We start from the raw sequence: 18358 nt of genomic DNA, 5'->3' as shown, positions 1-18358 counted from the left end.
CTGGCAGACGGAATGGTATCCGAATGCCTGCGGGCCCGCCCATGGGGACAACTCCCCATGGGCGGGCCCGCAGGCGAAGCGCCTGAGCGCTGTCAGTACGTGGTCGGGGTATTCGCGATCATCGCGCCGATGAAGACGAAGTAGGCGATGATGCCCAGGATCCACAGGACGACGCCGATCGCATAGGCGATCCAGCCCCACTTGTAGTACTTGTTCGCGGTCGCGAGGTCTTTGTCGGCGTTGACCAGGCCGAGGATGGCGAGGATCAGGGTGACGACGTTGCCGAGGCAGACGACGGAGAGCACCAGCTGCACGATCCACTTGGTCTTGCTCACAGGAGCCTGGCCGCCGCCTGCGGCGTAGGTGAAGTTCTGGTCGGTCATGAGGTGGTCCCTTCGTCATTCCTGCGGGGTGGGTTCTGTGCGCGCGGCACTGCATTCGCCACGGGCTCGCTCCGCTCGGAGGCCGAGAGGAATCATAACCAGAGTCAGCGCCATCTCCGCCAGCAGAGAACGCCCCACGACAGGACGGGCGTAAACAATTTTTCAATGACTTGTCGGTATCCTCCGGGCCGGGGGATCACCGGGAGGATCAGCCCAGGGTCACTCGATGCACGAGCACGGTGAATTCCTCTCCGCGCCCGGTCTCCCTCGCGCGAAGACGCCCTCCCTCGAGCGAGACCGGACGAGCCTGCTTGACCACGACGCCGCCGAGCCCGTCGACGATGCCCAGCGCGATCTCGCTGCCCTGGGCGATCGCATCCAGCAGGCGGTCGGTGACGGTCAGATCCGTCGCCCCGTCCTCCGCGGCGCGGATCCGGGCCACCGCCTCGGCGGGCGGCAGGCGGAGCTCGGGGCCGTCGACGGTCACCAGGTCGGGGTCGGGCGGCCCGCCGGCGAGCGAGTGGGCCAGCTCCGATCCGGCAGTGCGGCCGTCCGGGCCGACGGCCTGCGGGGAGAGCCCGGCCTGGCGGGCGACCTGGAGCGCGAATCCCGGATCGGAGAGCGTCACGGCGACGGTGGGTGCGAGCCGGCGCAGAGTCAGGGCGGATGCCTCGGGGGCGACCTGCAGCAGATCCAGCACGTCGGCCTCCGCGGTCAGCACGGTGCTCGCCCGGGCGACCTGGACCCTGCCGTGGCGACGCTGTTCGTCGCGCAGCAGGTAGTCCAGCCCCTGGGGGATGGGGGATCGGGAGGTCTCCTCGAGCAGCGACCGCAGTGCCTCCGCGTCCCGTCCCGCGGCCAGGGCGCGGCGGACGGACGTGGCGGAGAACCGCAGGGTGAGCGCGCCGCCCCGGGAGACGACGTCGGTCCAGTCCAGCAGCGGCAGCAGGCGTTCGGAGGGGCGGCCGGGCACGACGACGGTCAGATCGGCGTCCAGCAGCACCTCGTCGACCGGCGGCGGAGCGGCGTCGCGCAGGGCCCCGGCGAGCCGGGCGTCGGCCTCGGTGACGTCCTCGTCGAGCGCGGGGACGAGCGCCTGGCCGAGAACGCTCAGGGTGCCGCTGTCCAGGACTCCGAGCGCCTCGCCCTCGCTCAGCAGCGCGGCCGTCTCCTCCTCGATCACGTCGGTCGGGACCAGGGGGAATGCCCAGGACAGGGAGTCGACCAGTGAGTCCTTCGTCGCTGCGATCGTGGGGGAGGTGCGCAGGGTGCGCAACAGGCTGCCGCGGCGGGTGCGCACGCCGTCGCGTCGCGTGTGCTCCGACAGCAGCGGGCGCCCGGTCCCCGAGGCGTCCGGCGTGCCGACCACGGCCGCCAGGTGGTGGCCACGCGCCCATGCCAGCACCAGTTCGGCCCAGCGCTGCTCGGCGCTCTGGACGCGGTGGGTGTCCCAGTCGCGGGTGGGGTGCCATTCCTGGCCGTCGTGCCCGATCAGTCCAGCCTGCCAGGCGGATTGCAGCACGGTGGCGTAGGTGACGACGGGCACCCCTGCCCGGTCGGCGAGCCGGCGCAGATCGCGCTGGGGGATGCCGCCGCGCCGCAGCACCCCCGGGGGATCGTCGTCGAAGCTGCGCACCGTGCCCAGCAGGCGCAGGGCCTCGAATGCTCTCTCGACGGCCTGCGCCGCCCGGGAGCCGGGGATGCGTTCGGTGACCTCGGGGCCGTCCGGGGCCGGCCGGTGGGCGACGTAGGTGCGGCGCACCCTGCCCTCGCGCAGGGCCAGGTGGACCGAGCGGGGAATGTACCGGGAGCCGGACTCGTCGGCGACCACGATGCCCGCCTCCTGCAGGGCCGAGGCGAGGCGTCCCTCGCCCTGCACCTCGGCAGGACCCCAGGCCAGGGTCTCGAGGACCTCCGGCATGGTCGTCCGGGCGGCGGCCACCAGGCCGGCGGCCTCGTCGGCGGTGGGGTCCGACGGACGCCCCGGAGCGAGGCCGGCCGGTGTGCGCAGCCCGTCCCGCAGCGGCCGGATCAGATGCAGGTCGTCCTCGCCCCAGATCAGAGCGAGGGTTGTCAGTCGCTCGAGCCCGGGGGAGACGGTCGCCGGATCCGAGGAGACCGCATCGGCCACGGCCTGGGGGGAAGCTCCGTCCTCGAGCACCGCCAGCGCCTCGACCAGATGCAGCTCGGGGAGGGTGAGCGACTCCAGTGCGCGGCGCGCGGAGGTGGCCCCGGCGGCGCGGGCCGCGAGCGGGCCGATGCCGCCCGGCAAGGGCGAGGCGAGGTCCGGTCGAGCGACGAGCAGGGCCTCCAGGCGGTCGTCACCGAACCGGCGCAGGGCGTCCGCGAGGGACCGGATCACAGCGGTCATGATGGGCTCCAGCATAGGGTGAAGCCGTGACGCGGGCCGCCAGGGCGCCGCGGCACGCCCCCATAGCCCAATCGGCAGAGGCGGCCGACTTAAAATCGGCACAGTACGGGTTCGAGTCCCGTTGGGGGTACTGCTCGGGTCGCCTCGAGGAATGCTCCGTCAGAGATGACGCGTCACAATGGAGCACATGACCTCGCCCGCTTCCGCCTCCGACGATGAGTCCTCCTCCGCACCGACAGCTCGGGTCGCCGCCCGACTCGACGAGGTGCTCTCGCGCATCGACGGTGCGGCGGCGCGGGCCGGCCGCGACGGTCGGGAGATCACGCTGTTGCTGGCCACCAAGACGCGCACACCTGAGGAGATCGCCGCCGTGATCGATCTCCTGCGTGCTCGCGATCGGCGGATCGCCGTGGGGGAGAACCGCGCCCAGGAGATCGCCAAGCACGCCGACCCGCTGCTCGCGGACAACGGCGTGCCGCGCCACTTCATCGGCCGCCTGCAGACGAACAAGGCGCGCGACGTGGTCGCCTTCGCCGAGCTCATCCACAGCGTCGACCGGGTGGAGATCGCCGACGCCCTCGAACGCCGGGCCGCGATGGCCGGCCTCGCCCGGGACGTGCTGATCCAGGTCAACACCTCCGGCGAGGAATCCAAGGGTGGCTTCGCGCCCACCACCGAGGCCCTCGGCCCGATCATCCAGCGGCTCCGGGCGAGCGAGACCCTGCGGCCCGTCGGCCTCATGACCATCGGCGCCAACACCACTGATGAGCGCGCGGTGTGGGCTTCGCTCCGCGGTTTGCGGGAACTGCGCGATGACATCCGCCGGCAGCACGACCTCCCGGAGTTCGAGCAGCTCTCGATGGGGATGAGCGGCGACCTCGAGATCGCGGTGGACGAAGGCGCGACCATCGTCCGGGTCGGCTCCGCCGTGTTCGGCCCCCGCGCGCAATGACGTCGGTCGCCGAGCGCGATGTCTTCCACGCTCTCGCGACCGTGCCGTGTTCCGAGAGGTACCGGGGTCGTGGCACTTCTCGGAACGCGGCGGTGACTCGCCGGCACCGGCTCGGAGAGGCTTCCCCGTTCGCCGGGGCTCAGTCGGGGAGGACCAGGGCCTGCGGCAGCCCGTACTCGTGCTCGAGCACCTCGCAGGCCGCCCCGACCGCGATCAGGTCCGTGCCGCGCGTGGAGAGCATCACCTCGACGTGCAGCCACGGCTCAGCCTCGAGGCTCTCGGCCAGTGCGCGCCGGATCGCGTCCATCGACGTCGCGTGGTGCGCGTAGACGGTGCGCCCTCCCAGGACCACGCGATCCACGTCGGCCAGGCGCACCAGGTTCAGCACGACGGTGGCCAGCACGTCGGCGGCGCGGTCCTCGTCGTCCTCGGCGAGGGCGGCCTGGTACTCCGCCTGCGCGCACCCGCGGCGACCGCACGAGCAGAGCACCCCGCCCATCCGGACCACGGTGTGCCCGGCCTCGCCGGCGTGGGAATGGGCGCCGCGCACGATGGCGCCGTCCAGGCACAGGCTCGCCCCCAGCCCGTCCTCGACCAGCACCAGCGCGGCATGATCCAGCAGGCCCGGCTGCGACCACTTCTCGCCGACGAGCGCCGCGAGGGAGTCGTGATCCAGCAGCACCGGCATCCCGAGCTCCTCGAGCAGCAGCTGCCTGATCGGGGCGCCGCTCCACGCGTCGGGCTCGGAGGTCCCGCGGTAGACGCCCTCGGCCCAGTCCACCGGTCCGGGCATCCCGATGCCCACGCCCAGCAGGTCGCCGGGGCCGGTGTCGGCCAGCGCGCGGGTCTCGGCGGCGAGCGTCTCGATGAGCTCCGGCACGGGCTGCAGGCGGCCCGTCTCCAGCTCGCGCCGCTCCAGGATCTCGCCGGCGAGATCCACCACCACGCCATGGACCCGTGAGCGCGTCAGGTGCAGCCCGATCGCCCGTCGGGAGGAGGGGACGATGCTGTACAGGGTGGTCGGCTTGCCCGGCCCCGGGGTGATCGTGCCGACCTCGCCCATCAGCCCGCGGTCCGTCAGGCGGGACAGGATCTTCGAGACGGCCTGGGGAGTGACCTGCATGGCCTCGGCCAGCTCGCCCCGGGAGACGGGCTCGCCCCGTCGGGCGAGGGCGAGCACGGCGGCGTCGTGCGCGCCGGCGACGCGGTCCAAGGGGCTGGTCGGTCTCATTCCGCCCATCTTTGCACGCACGGTGTGACACGAGTCGTCGTCGGGCGGGTCGGTGCCGCCCCACCCTTGACGTAACGCAACAGCGTTGCCTTATTGTGGGTCTCGGGTCGATGGAGCCCTCACCGCACGCACGCTCTCGAAGACCGAGGACCACTCATGACCACCATCGACATCACCCGTTCCGCACCCCCGGGCATCACCCCCGCCCGTCGCCGCCTGGCGCTGTTCGCTCTCGCCCTGGGCGGGTTCGGCATCGGCTCCTCGGAGTTCGTGACCATGGGCCTGCTCCCGGGTATCGCCCACGGCCTGCTGCCCGAACAGATGGCAGGCGATCCCGAGTCGGGGATCGCCCAGGCCGGACTGGCCATCTCCGCCTACGCGCTCGGCGTCGTCGTCGGCGCTCCGGTGCTCGCCCTGCTCTCGGTGCGCTGGAGCCGTTCAGGCATGATCGTCGCCCTCGCCGGCGCCCTGGCAGTGGGCACCGTGCTCTCGGCGATCATGCCCACCTTCGAGCTGACCGTGTTCGCCCGGTTCCTCGCCGGCATCCCGCACGGCGCCTACTTCGGCGTCGCCTCCCTGCTCGCCGCCTCGCTGATGGGGCCGGGGAACCAGGGCAAGGGCGTGGCCCTGGCGCTGTCCGGTCTCACCGTCGCCAACCTCGCCGGCGTGCCCGTGCTGACCGCCGTGGGCCAGGTCGCCGGCTGGCGTGCCGTGTACCTGCTGATCACCCTGATCTTCGTGGCCACCGTCACCGCGCTGCGCCTGACGGTCCCGCGGGAGGAGAAGGTGGCGGGCCGGCGCATGGTCGACGAGGTCATGGCGCTGCGCCGCCTGCAGCTGTGGGTCATCATGGGCATCGCCGCCGTCGGGTTCGCCGGCGCCTTCGCGGTCTTCAGCTACGTCGCCGACATCACCACCAACGTCACCGGTGCCCCCGCGGCCGCCGTCCCCTGGGTGCTGGCAGCGGCCGGTCTGGGCATGACCGTCGGCAACCTCATCGGCGGTGCCACCACGGACCGTTCGCTGAACGGCACCCTGATGATCGGCTTCCCGCTGTACATCGCTTCGCTGGTCGGCCTGTTCCTGGTCGCCCACACGTCGCTGGCCGCGCTGCTGGTCGGGTTCTTCGTGGTCAACGTGACCAACGCGTCGCTGAACCCCGCGATGCAGACCTGGCTGATCCGGGTCGCCCGCCGCTCCGAGGTGCTCGGCGCGTCCCTGAACCACGCCGCGTTCAACGTCGCCAACGCTCTCGGTGCCTCCCTCGGTGGCGCCGTGATCGCAGCCGGGTTCGGCTACGAGGCCCCGATGGTGGTCTCGATCATCCTGTCGGTGCTCGGCTTCTCGCTGGTCGCCGCGACGCTGGTGGCCCTGCGGGTGCGTGCCCGCCGGACCCTGGAGATGCTGCGCCGCCACGAGCCGGCCACCACCGACTCGATCCCCGCGGTGCCGGTGCACGCCTGAGCGGTCCTGCCGGTCACCGCAGGCCGGCGCTGACCGTCGACGGGAGCTCAGTCGAGGTCGCCCTGCACAGAGTAGGGCGACCTCGACTCACGTCCCGGGTGTGGTCACGGGCTGGGCGGTGACATCCCGGGCGTGGTCACGGGCCGGGTGCTCTAGTCCCGTGTGTGGTCACCGGTATCCGTGCGGCGCGGTCGGTCACGACGAGGCCCGGGTTGTGACTCGGACGGGCGACGGCGGCGTCACACTCGGACATCTGGCTCCCGGAGCGGGGGTTGCCGGTGCCTAGAGTGGCCGGGTCCTTCGGGCGCTCTCCCGAGGGCCTGACCGTCCGCCCCGACATCGTCCGGCCGGATCGACGCTCCGCCCAGACCTCGTCGGGTCGGATCGATGCTCCGAGCCGACGTTCCCCGCCCCGACCTACGTGGAGGCCCCGTGCACATCCAGACCGCCGCCGTGCAGACCCTCAGGGACCATGAGCACGGAGCCGTCGTCCCTCCGGTGCACTACGCCTCCACCTTCGAGCTCGACCCCGGGGTCGAGGACGGTGCGTACGCCTACCAGCGCGGCTCCAACCCCACGCGGGCGCAGCTCGAGACGGTTCTGGCCACGCTCGAGGGGGCCGAGCACGGCTTCGCCTTCGCCTCCGGCATGGCTGCCACCGCCGCGTCCCTGTCCACCCTCGAGGTGGGCGACGAGGTGATCCTGCCGGCCAGCGTGTACGGCGGCACCTACCGCTTCGTCGACCTGGTGCTGCCCGGCCGGGGCGTCACCAGCCGCTTCGTGGACGACCTCGGAGAGCTCACCGACGCGGACTTCACCCCCGCCACCAAGGCGATCTTCATGGAGACCCCGGCCAACCCCACGCTGCGGATCACCGACCTGCGTCGCCTGGTCGACCTCGCCCATCGCCACGGCGCACTGGTGATCGTCGACAACACGTTCATGACCCCGGTCCTGCAGCGTCCCCTCGACCTGGGGGCCGACGTCGTGGTCCAGTCCGCCACCAAGTACCTCGCCGGCCACTCGGATCTGCTGGCCGGCACCATCACCACGAACGACGACAATCTCGCCGAGGCCTACGCGCTCGCGCAGAAGGCTCAGGGCGGAGTGCTGTCCCCGGGGGAGTCCTTCCGCCTGATCCAGGACCTCAAGACCCTGCCGCTGCGCCTTCAGCGGCAGCAGGACAACGCTCTCGCGATCGTCGAGGCCCTGCGCGCCCGGGATGACATCGCCCGGGTTCTCTACCCCGGCTCCCACAGCGAGGAGGAGGCCCGCATCCATGCCTCCCAGGCCAGCGGAACCGGGGCGGTCCTCTCCTTCGAGCTCGCCCCGGAGCTGGACCGGGTGGCCTTCCTGCGCGCGCTGCGCTATCCGGCGTACGCGGTGAGCCTCGGCGGCGTGGAGTCGCTCATCTGCCGCCCCGCGGTGATGACCCACGAAGCCATGACGCCGCAGGCACGCGCCAACGCCGGGATCTCCGACGAGCTGCTGCGGCTCTCCGTCGGCATCGAGGACGTCGCCGACCTGATCGAGGATCTGGACCAGGCGCTCGCCGCCGCCCGCTGAGCTCCGGCCCGCTGGGGCCGGGCCTGGGTCCGGGTCTCGCGGAGACCTGCTGGGGCTGGGTTCAGGTCTCGCGGAGAGCGGAGCGCGTGCACAGCGCAGTCACGGGAATCACGGATATCATGGTGGGGTCGGCACGCCAGGGCTCGTCCCTCGTGCTCCCCGACGTCGGCCCACCAGACCCATCCGTGAGGAGCCCCATGGCACGCCACAACATCGTGCTCGGCCGCGACCAGGCCGTGCACCAGGGACAGAACTACAGCGCCCCGCAGTTCGGTCAGCGCGCGCAGGGCGGCCCCGCCCAGGGGACCCAGTGGTCCTCCGGCTTCGATCAGCAGCAGGGCGCCGAGCCGCTCGAGGCGATGTACGCCCGCCCGTCGGCGACCGGTCACGACACCGGCCGCATGACCATGCGCGACGCGCTGAACGCGATCACGGCCACCCTCGGCACGATCGTCGTGATCGGCTTCGTCATCGCGATCACCCCGAAGTCGCTGCAGATCCTCGCGGGCGACGCCGGCCTCCAGCTCGGCCTGCTGATCGCCGGCGCGGCGACCATCATCGGTCTCATCGGCGGCCTGGTCACCGCGATGATCAACATCTTCAAGAAGCAGCCCTCCGTGCTCGCCGTGCTCGCCTACGCCGGCTTCGAGGGTCTGCTCCTCGGCGGCATCAGCGGCACCATGGAGGTGTCCTACCCGGGCATCGCCCTGCAGGCCGTCGTCGGCACGCTGGCCGTGGCCGGGACCGTGCTGGTGATGTTCCGGATGGGCATCCTGCGCACCTCGCCGGTGCTGAACAAGATCTTCATGGTCGCGATGGTCGCGTACCTGATCTTCGGCCTGGTCAACATCGGCTACCTGCTGATGACCGGCCAGAGCCTGCGCGACGGCGTGATGGGGCTGGTCATCGGCGGTCTCGCGGTGGTCATGGCCTCCTACTCGCTGGTGATGGACTTCGAGGACGTCCAGCGCGCCACGCAGGCCGGCGCCCCGCGCAAGTACGCCTGGCGCTGCGCCTTCGGTCTCGCCGTCACCCTGGTCTGGCTGTACATCGAGATCCTGCGCATCATCGCGATCCTCCGCAGCAACTGACCCGACCGCCCGGCCCGTCTCGGCCGGGTGATGACTCCGGGCGGCGACCGGTCGTCGCCCTATCCGCAGCGGCGGGCTCCCGTATCCTCGGGGCCCGCCGCTTCGCACGTCGGGGAGGAGCCCGTTCATGGCCCTGTGGCAGTGGCTGCTCGCCCACTGGCTGGTCGTCGCCACCTACCTGTTCATCGCGGCCGACGTCGCTCTGCGAGTGCTCGGGCTCATCCTGGTCCCGCGCAACCGCCGGCCGGGGTCCGCCTTGGCGTGGCTGCTGGCGATCATGGTGTTCCCGCTGGTCGGGTTCCCGCTCTATCTGCTGCTGGGCAAGGCGCAGCTGCCGCGGAAGCGCCGCGAGAAGCAGAAGGCCGTCAACCGCCTGATGCGCGTGCGCTCGCTGAACATCCCCGACACGGCCCTGGACGACGACGTCCCCAGCTGGCTGCGCTCCGCCGTCCGGCTCAACCGTGAGCTCGGGGCGTTCCCGCTGACCGGCAACAACTCCGCCGACCTGGAGATCGACTACGACACCTCGATAGCCCGCATGGCGGCCGACGTGCGCAGCGCCGAGCGCGAGGTGCACGTGCTCTTCTACACGATGGGTCTCGACCCGGCCACCGAGGACTTCTTCGCGGCCCTCGCCGAGGCCGCCGGTCGCGGCGTGACGGTGCGCGTGCTCTACGACCACTGGGGCTCGCTCAGCCACGGGCCGGTCTACCGGGCGATGCGCCGCCACCTCGACGCGCACGGCATCGAGCACTATCCGATGATGCCGATCAAGCCGTTCCGCGACGGTGCGTTCCAACGGCCGGACCTGCGCAACCACCGCAAGCTGCTGATCGTCGACGGGCAGGTCGGCTGGATGGGCAGCCAGAACCTCATCGCCGCCCACTACGACAAGCGCGCCAACATCCGCCGGGGCCTGCACTGGCAGGAGACCATGGTCCGGTTCCGGGGGCCGATCGTCTCGGGGATGAACCTGCTGTTCGCCACCGACTGGTACTACGAGTCCAGCGAGCAGCTGCCCGAGGCCGCCCTGGTCGCGGCTCCGGAGGACACCTCGGGCACCTACGAGTGCCAGCTGGTGCCCAGCGGCCCGGGATTCGTGCTCGAGAACAACCTGCTGCTGCTGAACCAACTGTTCTACTCGGCGACCCATCGCATCTGCGCCGTCAGCCCCTACTTCGTGCCCGACGAGTCGATGCTCTCGGCGCTGATCACCGCCGCACGCCGGGGAGTGGAGATCGAACTGTTCGTCTCCGAGATCGGGGACCAGTTCCTCGTCTTCCATGCCCAGCGCTCCTACTACACGGCGCTGCTGGAGGCCGGGGTGCGGATCCAGCTCTACCGGGCGCCGACGATCCTGCACGCCAAGCACGTGACCATCGACGACTCGGTGACCGTGATCGGGTCCTCGAACATGGACATCCGCTCGTTCATCCTCGACATGGAGAGCACGATCATGGTCGGCGGCACCGACTTCATGGAGAAGATGCACGAGGTCGAGGACGTCTACCGCTCCCGCAGCCGCGAGCTCACCCTGGAGGAGTGGCGCCGCCGGCCGATGCCCATGATGCTGCTGGACAACCTCTGCCGCCTGGCCTCGGCGGTCGTCTGAGGCCGGGTCTCAGCCGGACAGTCCGGTCAGGGACGAGAAGGCCTCCTCGGCGCCCTCCGCGTGCTCGGTGACGCCGACGGCGATCTCCGAGATGAAGGCGCTCGGTCCCTCGTCGGTATCGACCACGACGACCGTGATCCGGGTGGCGTCCGTTTTCTCGAGCGGGTCGTTCTGCCAGTTGACGGTCGCGGTGGTGCGGTATCCGGGCATTCCGGCGACGGTGACCGGCTCGGTGACCTCGTCGTCGAGGGTGCGGCCCGTCGCGTCCCCCCAGTCGGTCAGTCGGAACATGCAGTCGACGATGCGTTCGGAGGCGGCCTCGTCGCCGGGGTAGTCGACCCCCGGCTGCCACTCGACCTTCCCGACATGGAGCGTGGAGATCCAGGACTCCTCCACGGGGGCCGTGGCGACCTGGGTGTCATTGAGGAAGTAGGGGAAGAGGTTGTCCTGCCGGCCGGTGAAGGTCGACGGGGGGATGAACTCCAGCCCGCCGCCGCGCAGCTTCCCGGAGGGGTTCGAGGACGTCCGCTCGAAGGGCGGCTGCCAGCACAGCTCCTCCTCGACGGCCGTCGGCTCCTCCGTCTCCTCGCTCGTCTCCGGATCCGCGGGGGTCGAGGAGTTCGAGACCGAGGTGGGCGATGCGCCGCCCGACCCCCCGGAGGAGCGCACCACGAGGTACCCGACGGTGATGGCCACGATCAGCAGGAAGACCACGGCGAACGCGATGGCGCCGGTCAGGAGGGCAGTCCCGCGGCCGCCGCCCGGGCCGGGCGTCTGCGGGGTCGGGGTGTACTGCGGTCCGGTAGACACTGTCTGCTCCTTCTGGGCCGGGCTCGCACGCCGGCGTCACTCGACGACGTCGAGGCTGGCGATGATGTTCTCGAGGTCTTCGACATGTTCGGGCTGGTCGGCGGCGACGTCACTGGCCAGGGCGCTGGGACCGTTCGGGCCCTCCACGACGATCGAGGTGACCACGGAGGCGGACGAGCTCTCCAGCACGTCGGGATCCTCGAAGTGGTACGTGGCCTGCACGATCCATGCGGGCTGGCCGTCCACGGTCATGGTCTCGGAGCGGTAGTCCGTGATGTCGGGGTTCTCCCCGAAGTACTCCACGACACCGGAGGTGGTGGCGTAGCACTGGAAGATCGCGACGGCGGCGCCCTCCAGGCCGGGGTACCCGCCGTCGTCCTCCTCGGGCCAGGTGACGCGGCCGACGTTGACCACGCTGTACCAGGGCTGCTCGACCTCTCGCGCCTTGGCCCCGACCTCGCTCATGTAGGGCAGCGGCTGGCTGCCCCAGGGGAAGTCCCACCCGTCGGGCACGGTGTACTCGAGGTCGCCCCCGCGGACGGTGCCGGGATCCGGCGAGGGTGCCTGGGCCCCGCTGTCAGGGATCGAGCACTCCGTGGTGGGTTCCTGGGTGAAGATCGGCGGGGGAGGGGCGATGTCCGGGTCCTCGGGGTCGGGCACGTACTCGGACTGGGCTTCGGCGCTGCGCGTCTCGGGTCCGTCCGCGGTAGGGGCGTCGTCCTCCTCCAGGACCGAGCGGAACACGGTCTGGGACAGCACCAGCGCGACGATGGCCAGCAGCACCACGCCGGATCCCACCACCGACAGCACCACGGCCAGGGTGCGCTTGCGCGCGCGCTCGCTGGGCTCACCGAGGGTGGCCGGGCCCTGAGAGCTCTGATAGTCGGGCAGGGCGCTCGGGTCCTGGTCGGCGAAGTCGGGCAGCCCGGATGACGCGGGCTGCCGATCCTCCCCGCTGGGATCCTGAGTCATTGCCACCTCCCGGCCCTGTGGGGCCCCTGCCGCCCGCTCGGGGCTCTGTCCCCGGGTGATTCTCGCACGCACGGTCACAGCGCGCCGCACCAGGATAGGAACTCCAGAGACGGTTGGTACTCTCCGTCCACACGGCCACCGGAGGCGCCCGCTCCGGTCCGGGACCCCCGAGAGATGGAGACTGCATGCGCCCGCCCCTCGTCCTGACCATCGCCGGTTCCGACTCCGACGGCGCGTCGGGCATCCAGGCGGACCTGAAGACGTTCACCGCCCTGGGTGCCTACGGTGCGAGCGCGGTGAGCATGATCAGCGCCGTGAACACCCACGGGCTCCACGGCATCCACTACCTTCCGGGTGACGTCGTCCGCAGCCAGATCGACGCGGTCGCCGAGGACCTGTGGATCGACGCCACCAAGATCGGCGCCCTGGGCAGCGCCGCCGTGGTCGAGGCCGTCGCGGACGCTGTGCGCGCTCACCGCGACCGGCTGGGCCGGATCATCCTGGATCCGGTGATGGTCGGCAGCGACGGCGCCGCCCTGATCTCCGCCGAGGGTGCCCGCGCGCTGCGCGAGACCCTGGTCCCGCTGGTGGACGTGCTGATCCCGAACATGGCCGAGGCCGCTCAGCTGCTGGGCCGGCCGGTCGCGACCTCCATCGACGAGATGCGCGGGCAGGCGCTGGCGCTGCAGGCGCTGGGCCCCCGGATCGTCCTGATCACCGGTGGACGACTGGTCGATGATGATGCGGTCGACGTGCTGGTCCACCCCGGCGGCACCGACCTGCTGCGGGCCGAGCGGATCCCGGGGCGGAAGGTGCGCGGGGCCGGTTCCACCCTGTCGGCGGCGATCGCGGCGCAGCTCGCCCGCATCGAGGAGTTCGACCGGGCCGGTGAGCTGGGGGAGATCGGGGAGAAGGGGTCGGACGACGACATGGCCACGATCGTCGCCTCGGCGCGCGAGTTCCTCGCCAGCGCCATCGAGAACGCCGAGGAGTGGAAGGTCTCGCGGCGCACCCGCGGGGGCTACGGTCCGCTCAACCACCTCATCACGCTCGACAAGAGCTGACCGGCCCCGCCCCGTTCTCCCCGAGTCGCTCCGCGCCTCACTCCTCGAGCAGGCCCATGCTCTCCTTCAGCGCGAGCACGCGGCCGACGGACTCCCGCAACCTCTCCCGGTGCTCCTCGCTCTCGGCCGCCCACTGCTCGATGGCGTCGACCAGCTCACCGGTCAGGGACGCATCGGCCGTCAGCACCACGTCCCCGCCCGCCTCGAGCGGGCGCGTGGCGCGCTGGGCCACGGGCACGTCGGCGACGGCCTCCGCGGCCCCGATGTCGTCGGTGATCACGACGCCGTCGAAGCCGAGCTGGTCGCGCAGCAGATCCTGCACGGCGGCGCGGGAGAACATCGCCGGCACGTCGGGCTCCAGCCGCGGGTAGATCGCAGAGGACATCATCACCAGTCCCGCCCCGGCCTCGATCCCGGCGGCGAACGAGTCCAGGAACGGATCGTCGGCGCCGGTGACGTCGTCGACGATGCCCTCGGCGGAGAAGTCGGTGTTCTGCTCCACCCGACCCAGCCCCGGGAAGTGCTTGAGCGTCGCGGTGACCCCGCGGTCCGCCAGCGCCTCGGTCGCCGCGGCCACGCATCGGGCGACATGCTCCGGGTCGGTGCCGAAACCGCGATCCAGGCCGCCGACCGGCTCGTTGGCATCTCCCAGGTCGGGGTCGACCACGTCGGCCACCGGCGCGAGCGCGACCCCGATGCCATGGCCGGAGAGGTCCTCGCCGATGCTCGTGTACGCCTCCGTCACGGCGCCCGGTCCCTGCTCCCCGAGCTCCTCGGCCGACGGGGTCCGTCGGGCGGCGTCCCCGCGCAGCATCCTGACCTGCCCGCCCTCCTGGTCGACCGCGACCAGAGGTCCCAGGCCGCCTCGGGAACCGTCCCTGGCCTCGGCCACGATCTCGTCGACGGCGTCGCCGACCTCCCACACCTGGAGCAGGAGGATCCCGCCGGCATGGTGGTCGGAGAGCACCTCGGACGGGATCTGCTGGCCGGCGTGGATCCCGACCAGGACCAGCTGACCGGCCAGTTCGCGCGGGCCGAGCTCCTCGAGCAGCGCCTCCGCCCTCGTCGGCGGCTGCGTGCTCGGTTCGGTGCTGGGCTCCTGAGTCGGCGCCGCGGACTCCTCGGGCCGGGTGCCTTCGGGGTCGCTCGGCGCGGTGGCCTCGGGATCGGCCGAGGTCGGGTCCGTCCGGTTCGTGCAGGCGGCCAGTGCCGCCGTGGGGGCGAGAGCCAGAAGATGACGTCGGCGCATGCCAGAAGTGTTCCACGGCGGAGGCACCAGGGCCCGTGTGGCATGGCCTTCGCGGCGAAGTGACCTGCGTCGCCGCGTGCCCCGTAGGCTGGAACCCATGAGCGCGCCGACACCTTCCGCCCAGGACCACCCGCGGGCCGCCTCGATCGAGTCCGGCACCGGCACACCGCTGGCCACGTGGGTCCAGCGCATCGAGGACGCCGGAGGCCGCGACCTCGATCATGCCGCCATCGCCCGCCTGCTGCCGCAGCGCTGGGACATCACCGAATGGTGGGCACAGGGCGTGACCATCGCCTATGAGCAGCTGATCGGCCGCCGCGTCGTCGGCCAGAGCTGCGACGGGGACTTCGCCGCCTCCGCCTCCCGCACCGTCACCGGGGACCCGGACGCCGTGCGCGAGCTCTGGGACGACTTCATGACCCCGGTGCGCCGTGAGGAGCTCGGGCTCGAGGAGCCGACGCTGACCGACACCGCGACGTGGCGCTACTGGCGTGCCGCCGTCCAGGACGGCACCCGGGTCTCGGTGAACATCACCCGCAAGGACGGCGCGCCCGAGAACCCCCGCTGCACTCTGGGCCTGGAGCACAAGCGCCTCGAGACCGCCGAGGCACGCGACGCCTGGAAAGCCGTCTGGAAGTCCGTCCTCACCGAATTCGCCGCCTTCGAGAAGGAGACCCGATGACCGACGCCGCCGCCCAGCCGGCCCCGAGCCCGCAGCTGCCCGCTGCCGACGGCAGCTCGGACCCGCACCAGTGGCTGGAAGATGTCACCGGCGAGGAGGCGCTGGCCTGGGTCCGCGATCGCAATGCACGCGCCGAGGCCGAGCTCGAGGCCGTGCCCGATCCCCGCGAGCCCGGCGGCGCGCCGCTCGCGGAGACCCTCCACCAGGAGATCCGCGAGATCCTCGATGCGAAGGACAAGATCCCCGGCGTGGTCAAGCGCGGGCGGTACCTCTACAACTTCTGGACCGACGCGGAGCACGAACGCGGGCTGTGGCGGCGCACCACGCTGGAGTCCTACCGCACCGACGAGCCGGAGTGGGAGATCCTGCTGGACGTCGATGCGCTGAACGAGGCCGAGGGCGAGGACTGGGTGTGGCACGGCGCCAGCCTGCTGCGGCCCGCGGGCGCCGCCGACGGCGAGCCCTATCGTCACGCGCTGATCGACCTCTCCCACGGTGGGTCCGACGCCGACGTCACCCGCGAGTTCGACCTCGAGACCCTGCGCTTCGTCCCCGAATCCGAGGGCGGCTTCGTCCGGCCCGAGGCCAAGGGGAGCCTCAGCTGGATCGACGCGGACACCGTCTGGGTCTGCACGGACTTCGGTGAGGGCACCGTGACCAGCTCCGGATACGCCCGCCAGGCTCGGCTCTGGCGGCGCGGCACGCCCCTGGCCGAGGCCGAGCTCGTCCACGAGGTCGCCGAGAACGACATGGCGATCTTCGCCGCCCACGACTCCACGCCCGGCTGGGAGCGCGACTGGATCATCGAGGCCCACGCCTTCTACGACAACACCATCCATGTCGTCGACCGCAGTCAGTCCCCGCCCACCCTGGAGACGATCGAGGTGCCGCGGGACCTGGAGGCCAGCGCGCACCGGGACCTGGGAATCTTCACTCCCCGCAGCGACTGGGAGATCGGGGGCGGCACGTACCCCGCGGGCTCCCTCGTCGTCGGAGACTTCGAGAGCTTCCAGCGCGGCGAGCCCGAGCTGCACATGCTCTTCGAACCCACCGCGACCACGTCGCTGGCGGACATGACCATCACCCGCAGCACGGTGGTGCTCTCGGTCCTCGAGGATGTCATCCACCGTCTCGAGGTCCACACCCGCGACGAGCACGGCCAGTGGGTGCGCCGCGACCTCTACCCGGAGCTGAGCGGCTCCCTCGGGGTCTCCGCCGTCGACCCCGACGAGAACGATGAGATCTGGGTGAGCGTCACCGGCTTCATCGAACCCACCACCCTGCGCCTCGGCGACCTCTCCGAGGTGCCCGCCGGCGGTGAGCCCGGTGACCTCCAGCTGGTCAAGTCCACCCCCGCCCGCTTCGACGCCGACGGTCTCGAGGTCAGCCAGCACTTCGCCACCAGCGATGACGGCACCCGCGTGCCGTACTTCGAGATCTCCCGACCGGCGAGTGCGGAGGCCGCCGAGCCGGCGCCGACGCTGATGTTCGGCTACGGCGGGTTCGAGATCTCCCTGACGCCGTCCTACCTGGGAGCCATCGGCAAGGCGTGGCTCGAACGCGGCGGCACCTATGTGCTGGCCAACATCCGCGGCGGCGGGGAGTACGGGCCCACCTGGCACCAGGCAGCTCTGCGCGAGAACCGTCACCGCGCCTACGAGGACTTCGCCTCCGTGGCCCGGGACCTCCTCGAGCGCGGCGTGACCGATCGTGAGCACCTCGCCGTGCGCGGCGGCTCCAACGGCGGCCTGCTCACCGGGAACATGCTGGTCCAGTACCCCGACCTGTTCGGTGCCGTGATCATCCAGGTCCCGCTGCTGGACATGAAGCGGTACAACCAGCTGCTGGCCGGTTACTCCTGGATGGCCGAGTACGGCGACCCGGACACCGAGGACTGGGAGTTCCTGCGCACGTTCAGCCCGTACCATCTGCTGGCCGAGGAGCGCGCGGCGGACTACCCGCCCACGTTCCTGCTCACCTCCACCCGCGATGACCGGGTCCATCCGGGGCACGCCCGGAAGTTCACCGCCGCCCTGGAATCTCTCGGGGTCGACGTGCGCTCGTGGGAGAACACCGAGGGAGGCCACGGCGGTGCCGCCACCAACGAGCAGGCCGCACGCATGAATGCCCTGCTGTACACGTTCCTGTGGAAGACCATCGGCACCGACGACGGGGCGGCATCATGAGCCCCAGCCACCGCGGCGAGCCCGTGGAGCCGGCCGGGACCCCGTCGGCCCCGATGGCGCCGGAGCCCTCGGTTCCGGACGCGTCCGTCGGGCCCGTCACGGACGACCCCGACGGCTCCGCACCCGCCCCGCCGGACTCCGACGAGCTCGACGTCCTGGTCGACCGGCTCGCCGCCGAGCAGGCCCTCAGCGCGGACGAGGAGGCTCCCGCTGCGGTCGCCGAGGGCGAGCGACCGGAGCCGCCGCTGATCGCCGGGGAGGTCGAGACCTTGGCCGGGTTCCTCGATTTCCTGCGCGCGACGATCGTGTGGAAGGTGGAGGGCCTCAGCGACGAGCAGGCCTCGGCCCGTCTGGTCGGCTCGGACACCACCGTCACCGGGATGATCCGGCACCTGGCCGACACCGAGCGCTCGTGGTTCCGCGAGGTGCTCGGCGGTGTGCCCGCCGACGAGGCGGGATATGCGTGGTCCCGCGGCCACGACGCCGAGCAGGAGTGGTCGCTCGAGGACGGCGCCTCGCTGGAGGAGGCGCTGGCGGACTATCGTGCCGCCACGGAGGCCTCGCGCGCGCAGCTCGCCGGCCGCGAACCGGACGAGGAGCTGCGCGGGACGCGGGAGGCCCGCACGGTCCGCTGGGTGCTCGCCCACATGGTCGAGGAGACCGCGCGCCATGCCGGCCAGCTCGACATCCTGACCGAACTCCTGGACGGCCGTACCGGCGAGTGA

Annotated in this window: 15 protein-coding genes and 1 tRNA gene; 10 read left to right on the top strand and 6 right to left on the bottom strand. The window is 71.5% G+C overall.

Features of this window, described 5'->3' with window-relative positions; all coding sequences use genetic code 11:
* Positions 1-92: 92 nt before the first annotated feature.
* Complete coding sequence (locus tag ACFQRD_RS02485; RefSeq protein ID WP_377016201.1) at positions 93-383, bottom strand: hypothetical protein; 291 nt, start codon at positions 381-383, stop codon at positions 93-95.
* Positions 384-591: 208 nt separating this feature from the next.
* Positions 592-2754: a helicase-associated domain-containing protein gene (locus ACFQRD_RS02480; RefSeq protein ID WP_377803452.1), complete on the bottom strand. Its 2163-nt coding sequence runs from the start codon at positions 2752-2754 to the stop codon at positions 592-594.
* A 56-nt stretch (positions 2755-2810) separates the two neighbouring features.
* Between ACFQRD_RS02480 and ACFQRD_RS02475 the strand changes: the two genes are divergently transcribed.
* Positions 2811-2884 (top strand) — tRNA-Leu (locus tag ACFQRD_RS02475).
* Positions 2885-2941: 57 nt separating this feature from the next.
* Positions 2942-3706: a YggS family pyridoxal phosphate-dependent enzyme gene (locus ACFQRD_RS02470; RefSeq protein WP_377803451.1), complete on the top strand. Its 765-nt coding sequence runs from the start codon at positions 2942-2944 to the stop codon at positions 3704-3706.
* Positions 3707-3845: 139 nt separating this feature from the next.
* Here ACFQRD_RS02470 and ACFQRD_RS02465 read toward each other — a convergent pair whose 3' ends face one another.
* Positions 3846-4937 (bottom strand): ROK family protein, encoded by a 1092-nt coding sequence (locus ACFQRD_RS02465; protein ID WP_377803450.1) that lies wholly within the window; start codon positions 4935-4937, stop codon positions 3846-3848.
* A 156-nt stretch (positions 4938-5093) separates the two neighbouring features.
* Here ACFQRD_RS02465 and ACFQRD_RS02460 point away from each other — a divergent pair, with 156 nt between their 5' ends.
* From ACFQRD_RS02460 to cls, 4 genes are all read left to right on the top strand, one after another.
* Positions 5094-6401 (top strand): MFS transporter, encoded by a 1308-nt coding sequence (locus ACFQRD_RS02460; RefSeq protein ID WP_377016209.1) that lies wholly within the window; start codon positions 5094-5096, stop codon positions 6399-6401.
* Positions 6402-6833: 432 nt separating this feature from the next.
* On the top strand, positions 6834-7967 hold the full coding sequence (locus ACFQRD_RS02455; RefSeq protein WP_377016211.1) for a trans-sulfuration enzyme family protein: 1134 nt from the start codon (positions 6834-6836) through the stop codon (positions 7965-7967).
* A gap of 197 nt (positions 7968-8164) precedes the next feature.
* A complete protein-coding gene (locus tag ACFQRD_RS02450) occupies positions 8165-9058 on the top strand; it encodes a Bax inhibitor-1/YccA family protein (RefSeq protein WP_377793388.1) in 894 nt (297 codons plus the stop codon).
* Positions 9059-9185: 127 nt separating this feature from the next.
* Entirely contained in the window at positions 9186-10670 is a 1485-nt protein-coding gene (gene cls / locus ACFQRD_RS02445; protein WP_377793387.1) for a cardiolipin synthase, read from the top strand.
* A gap of 9 nt (positions 10671-10679) precedes the next feature.
* Here the strand turns inward: cls and ACFQRD_RS02440 are convergent, their stop codons facing one another.
* Both ACFQRD_RS02440 and ACFQRD_RS02435 read right to left on the bottom strand, forming a co-directional pair.
* Positions 10680-11480, bottom strand: coding sequence for a hypothetical protein (locus tag ACFQRD_RS02440; protein WP_377803449.1), 801 nt, complete (start codon positions 11478-11480; stop codon positions 10680-10682).
* A 36-nt stretch (positions 11481-11516) separates the two neighbouring features.
* A complete protein-coding gene (locus tag ACFQRD_RS02435) occupies positions 11517-12452 on the bottom strand; it encodes a hypothetical protein (protein WP_377803448.1) in 936 nt (311 codons plus the stop codon).
* A gap of 185 nt (positions 12453-12637) precedes the next feature.
* On the opposite strand from ACFQRD_RS02435, the gene thiD reads away from it, so the two are divergent.
* On the top strand, positions 12638-13516 hold the full coding sequence (gene thiD, locus ACFQRD_RS02430; RefSeq protein ID WP_377803447.1) for a bifunctional hydroxymethylpyrimidine kinase/phosphomethylpyrimidine kinase: 879 nt from the start codon (positions 12638-12640) through the stop codon (positions 13514-13516).
* A gap of 37 nt (positions 13517-13553) precedes the next feature.
* Here thiD and ACFQRD_RS02425 read toward each other — a convergent pair whose 3' ends face one another.
* Positions 13554-14765, bottom strand: a complete 1212-nt coding sequence (locus ACFQRD_RS02425; RefSeq protein ID WP_377803446.1) for a glycoside hydrolase family 3 N-terminal domain-containing protein — start codon at positions 14763-14765, stop codon at positions 13554-13556.
* Between the two features lie 97 nt (positions 14766-14862).
* Between ACFQRD_RS02425 and ACFQRD_RS02420 the strand changes: the two genes are divergently transcribed.
* Genes ACFQRD_RS02420 through ACFQRD_RS02410 form a run of 3 tightly spaced genes read left to right on the top strand, consistent with a single transcriptional unit; the run spans position 14863 to position 18358 of the window.
* Positions 14863-15447: a hypothetical protein gene (locus ACFQRD_RS02420; RefSeq protein WP_377016225.1), complete on the top strand. Its 585-nt coding sequence runs from the start codon at positions 14863-14865 to the stop codon at positions 15445-15447.
* Complete coding sequence (locus ACFQRD_RS02415; protein WP_377803445.1) at positions 15444-17633, top strand: prolyl oligopeptidase family protein; 2190 nt, start codon at positions 15444-15446, stop codon at positions 17631-17633. Before ACFQRD_RS02420 ends, ACFQRD_RS02415 begins: the two co-directional genes overlap by 4 nt.
* A complete protein-coding gene (locus tag ACFQRD_RS02410; protein WP_377793382.1) occupies positions 17630-18358 on the top strand; it encodes a DinB family protein in 729 nt (242 codons plus the stop codon). Before ACFQRD_RS02415 ends, ACFQRD_RS02410 begins: the two co-directional genes overlap by 4 nt.

Origin of the sequence: Brachybacterium sp. GCM10030268 (assembly GCF_042666305.1) — a bacterium.
GTDB lineage: Bacteria > Actinomycetota > Actinomycetes > Actinomycetales > Dermabacteraceae > Brachybacterium.
The sequence above is the reverse complement of the archived record's forward strand: the minus strand, read 5'-3'. Positions and strand labels throughout refer to the sequence as shown.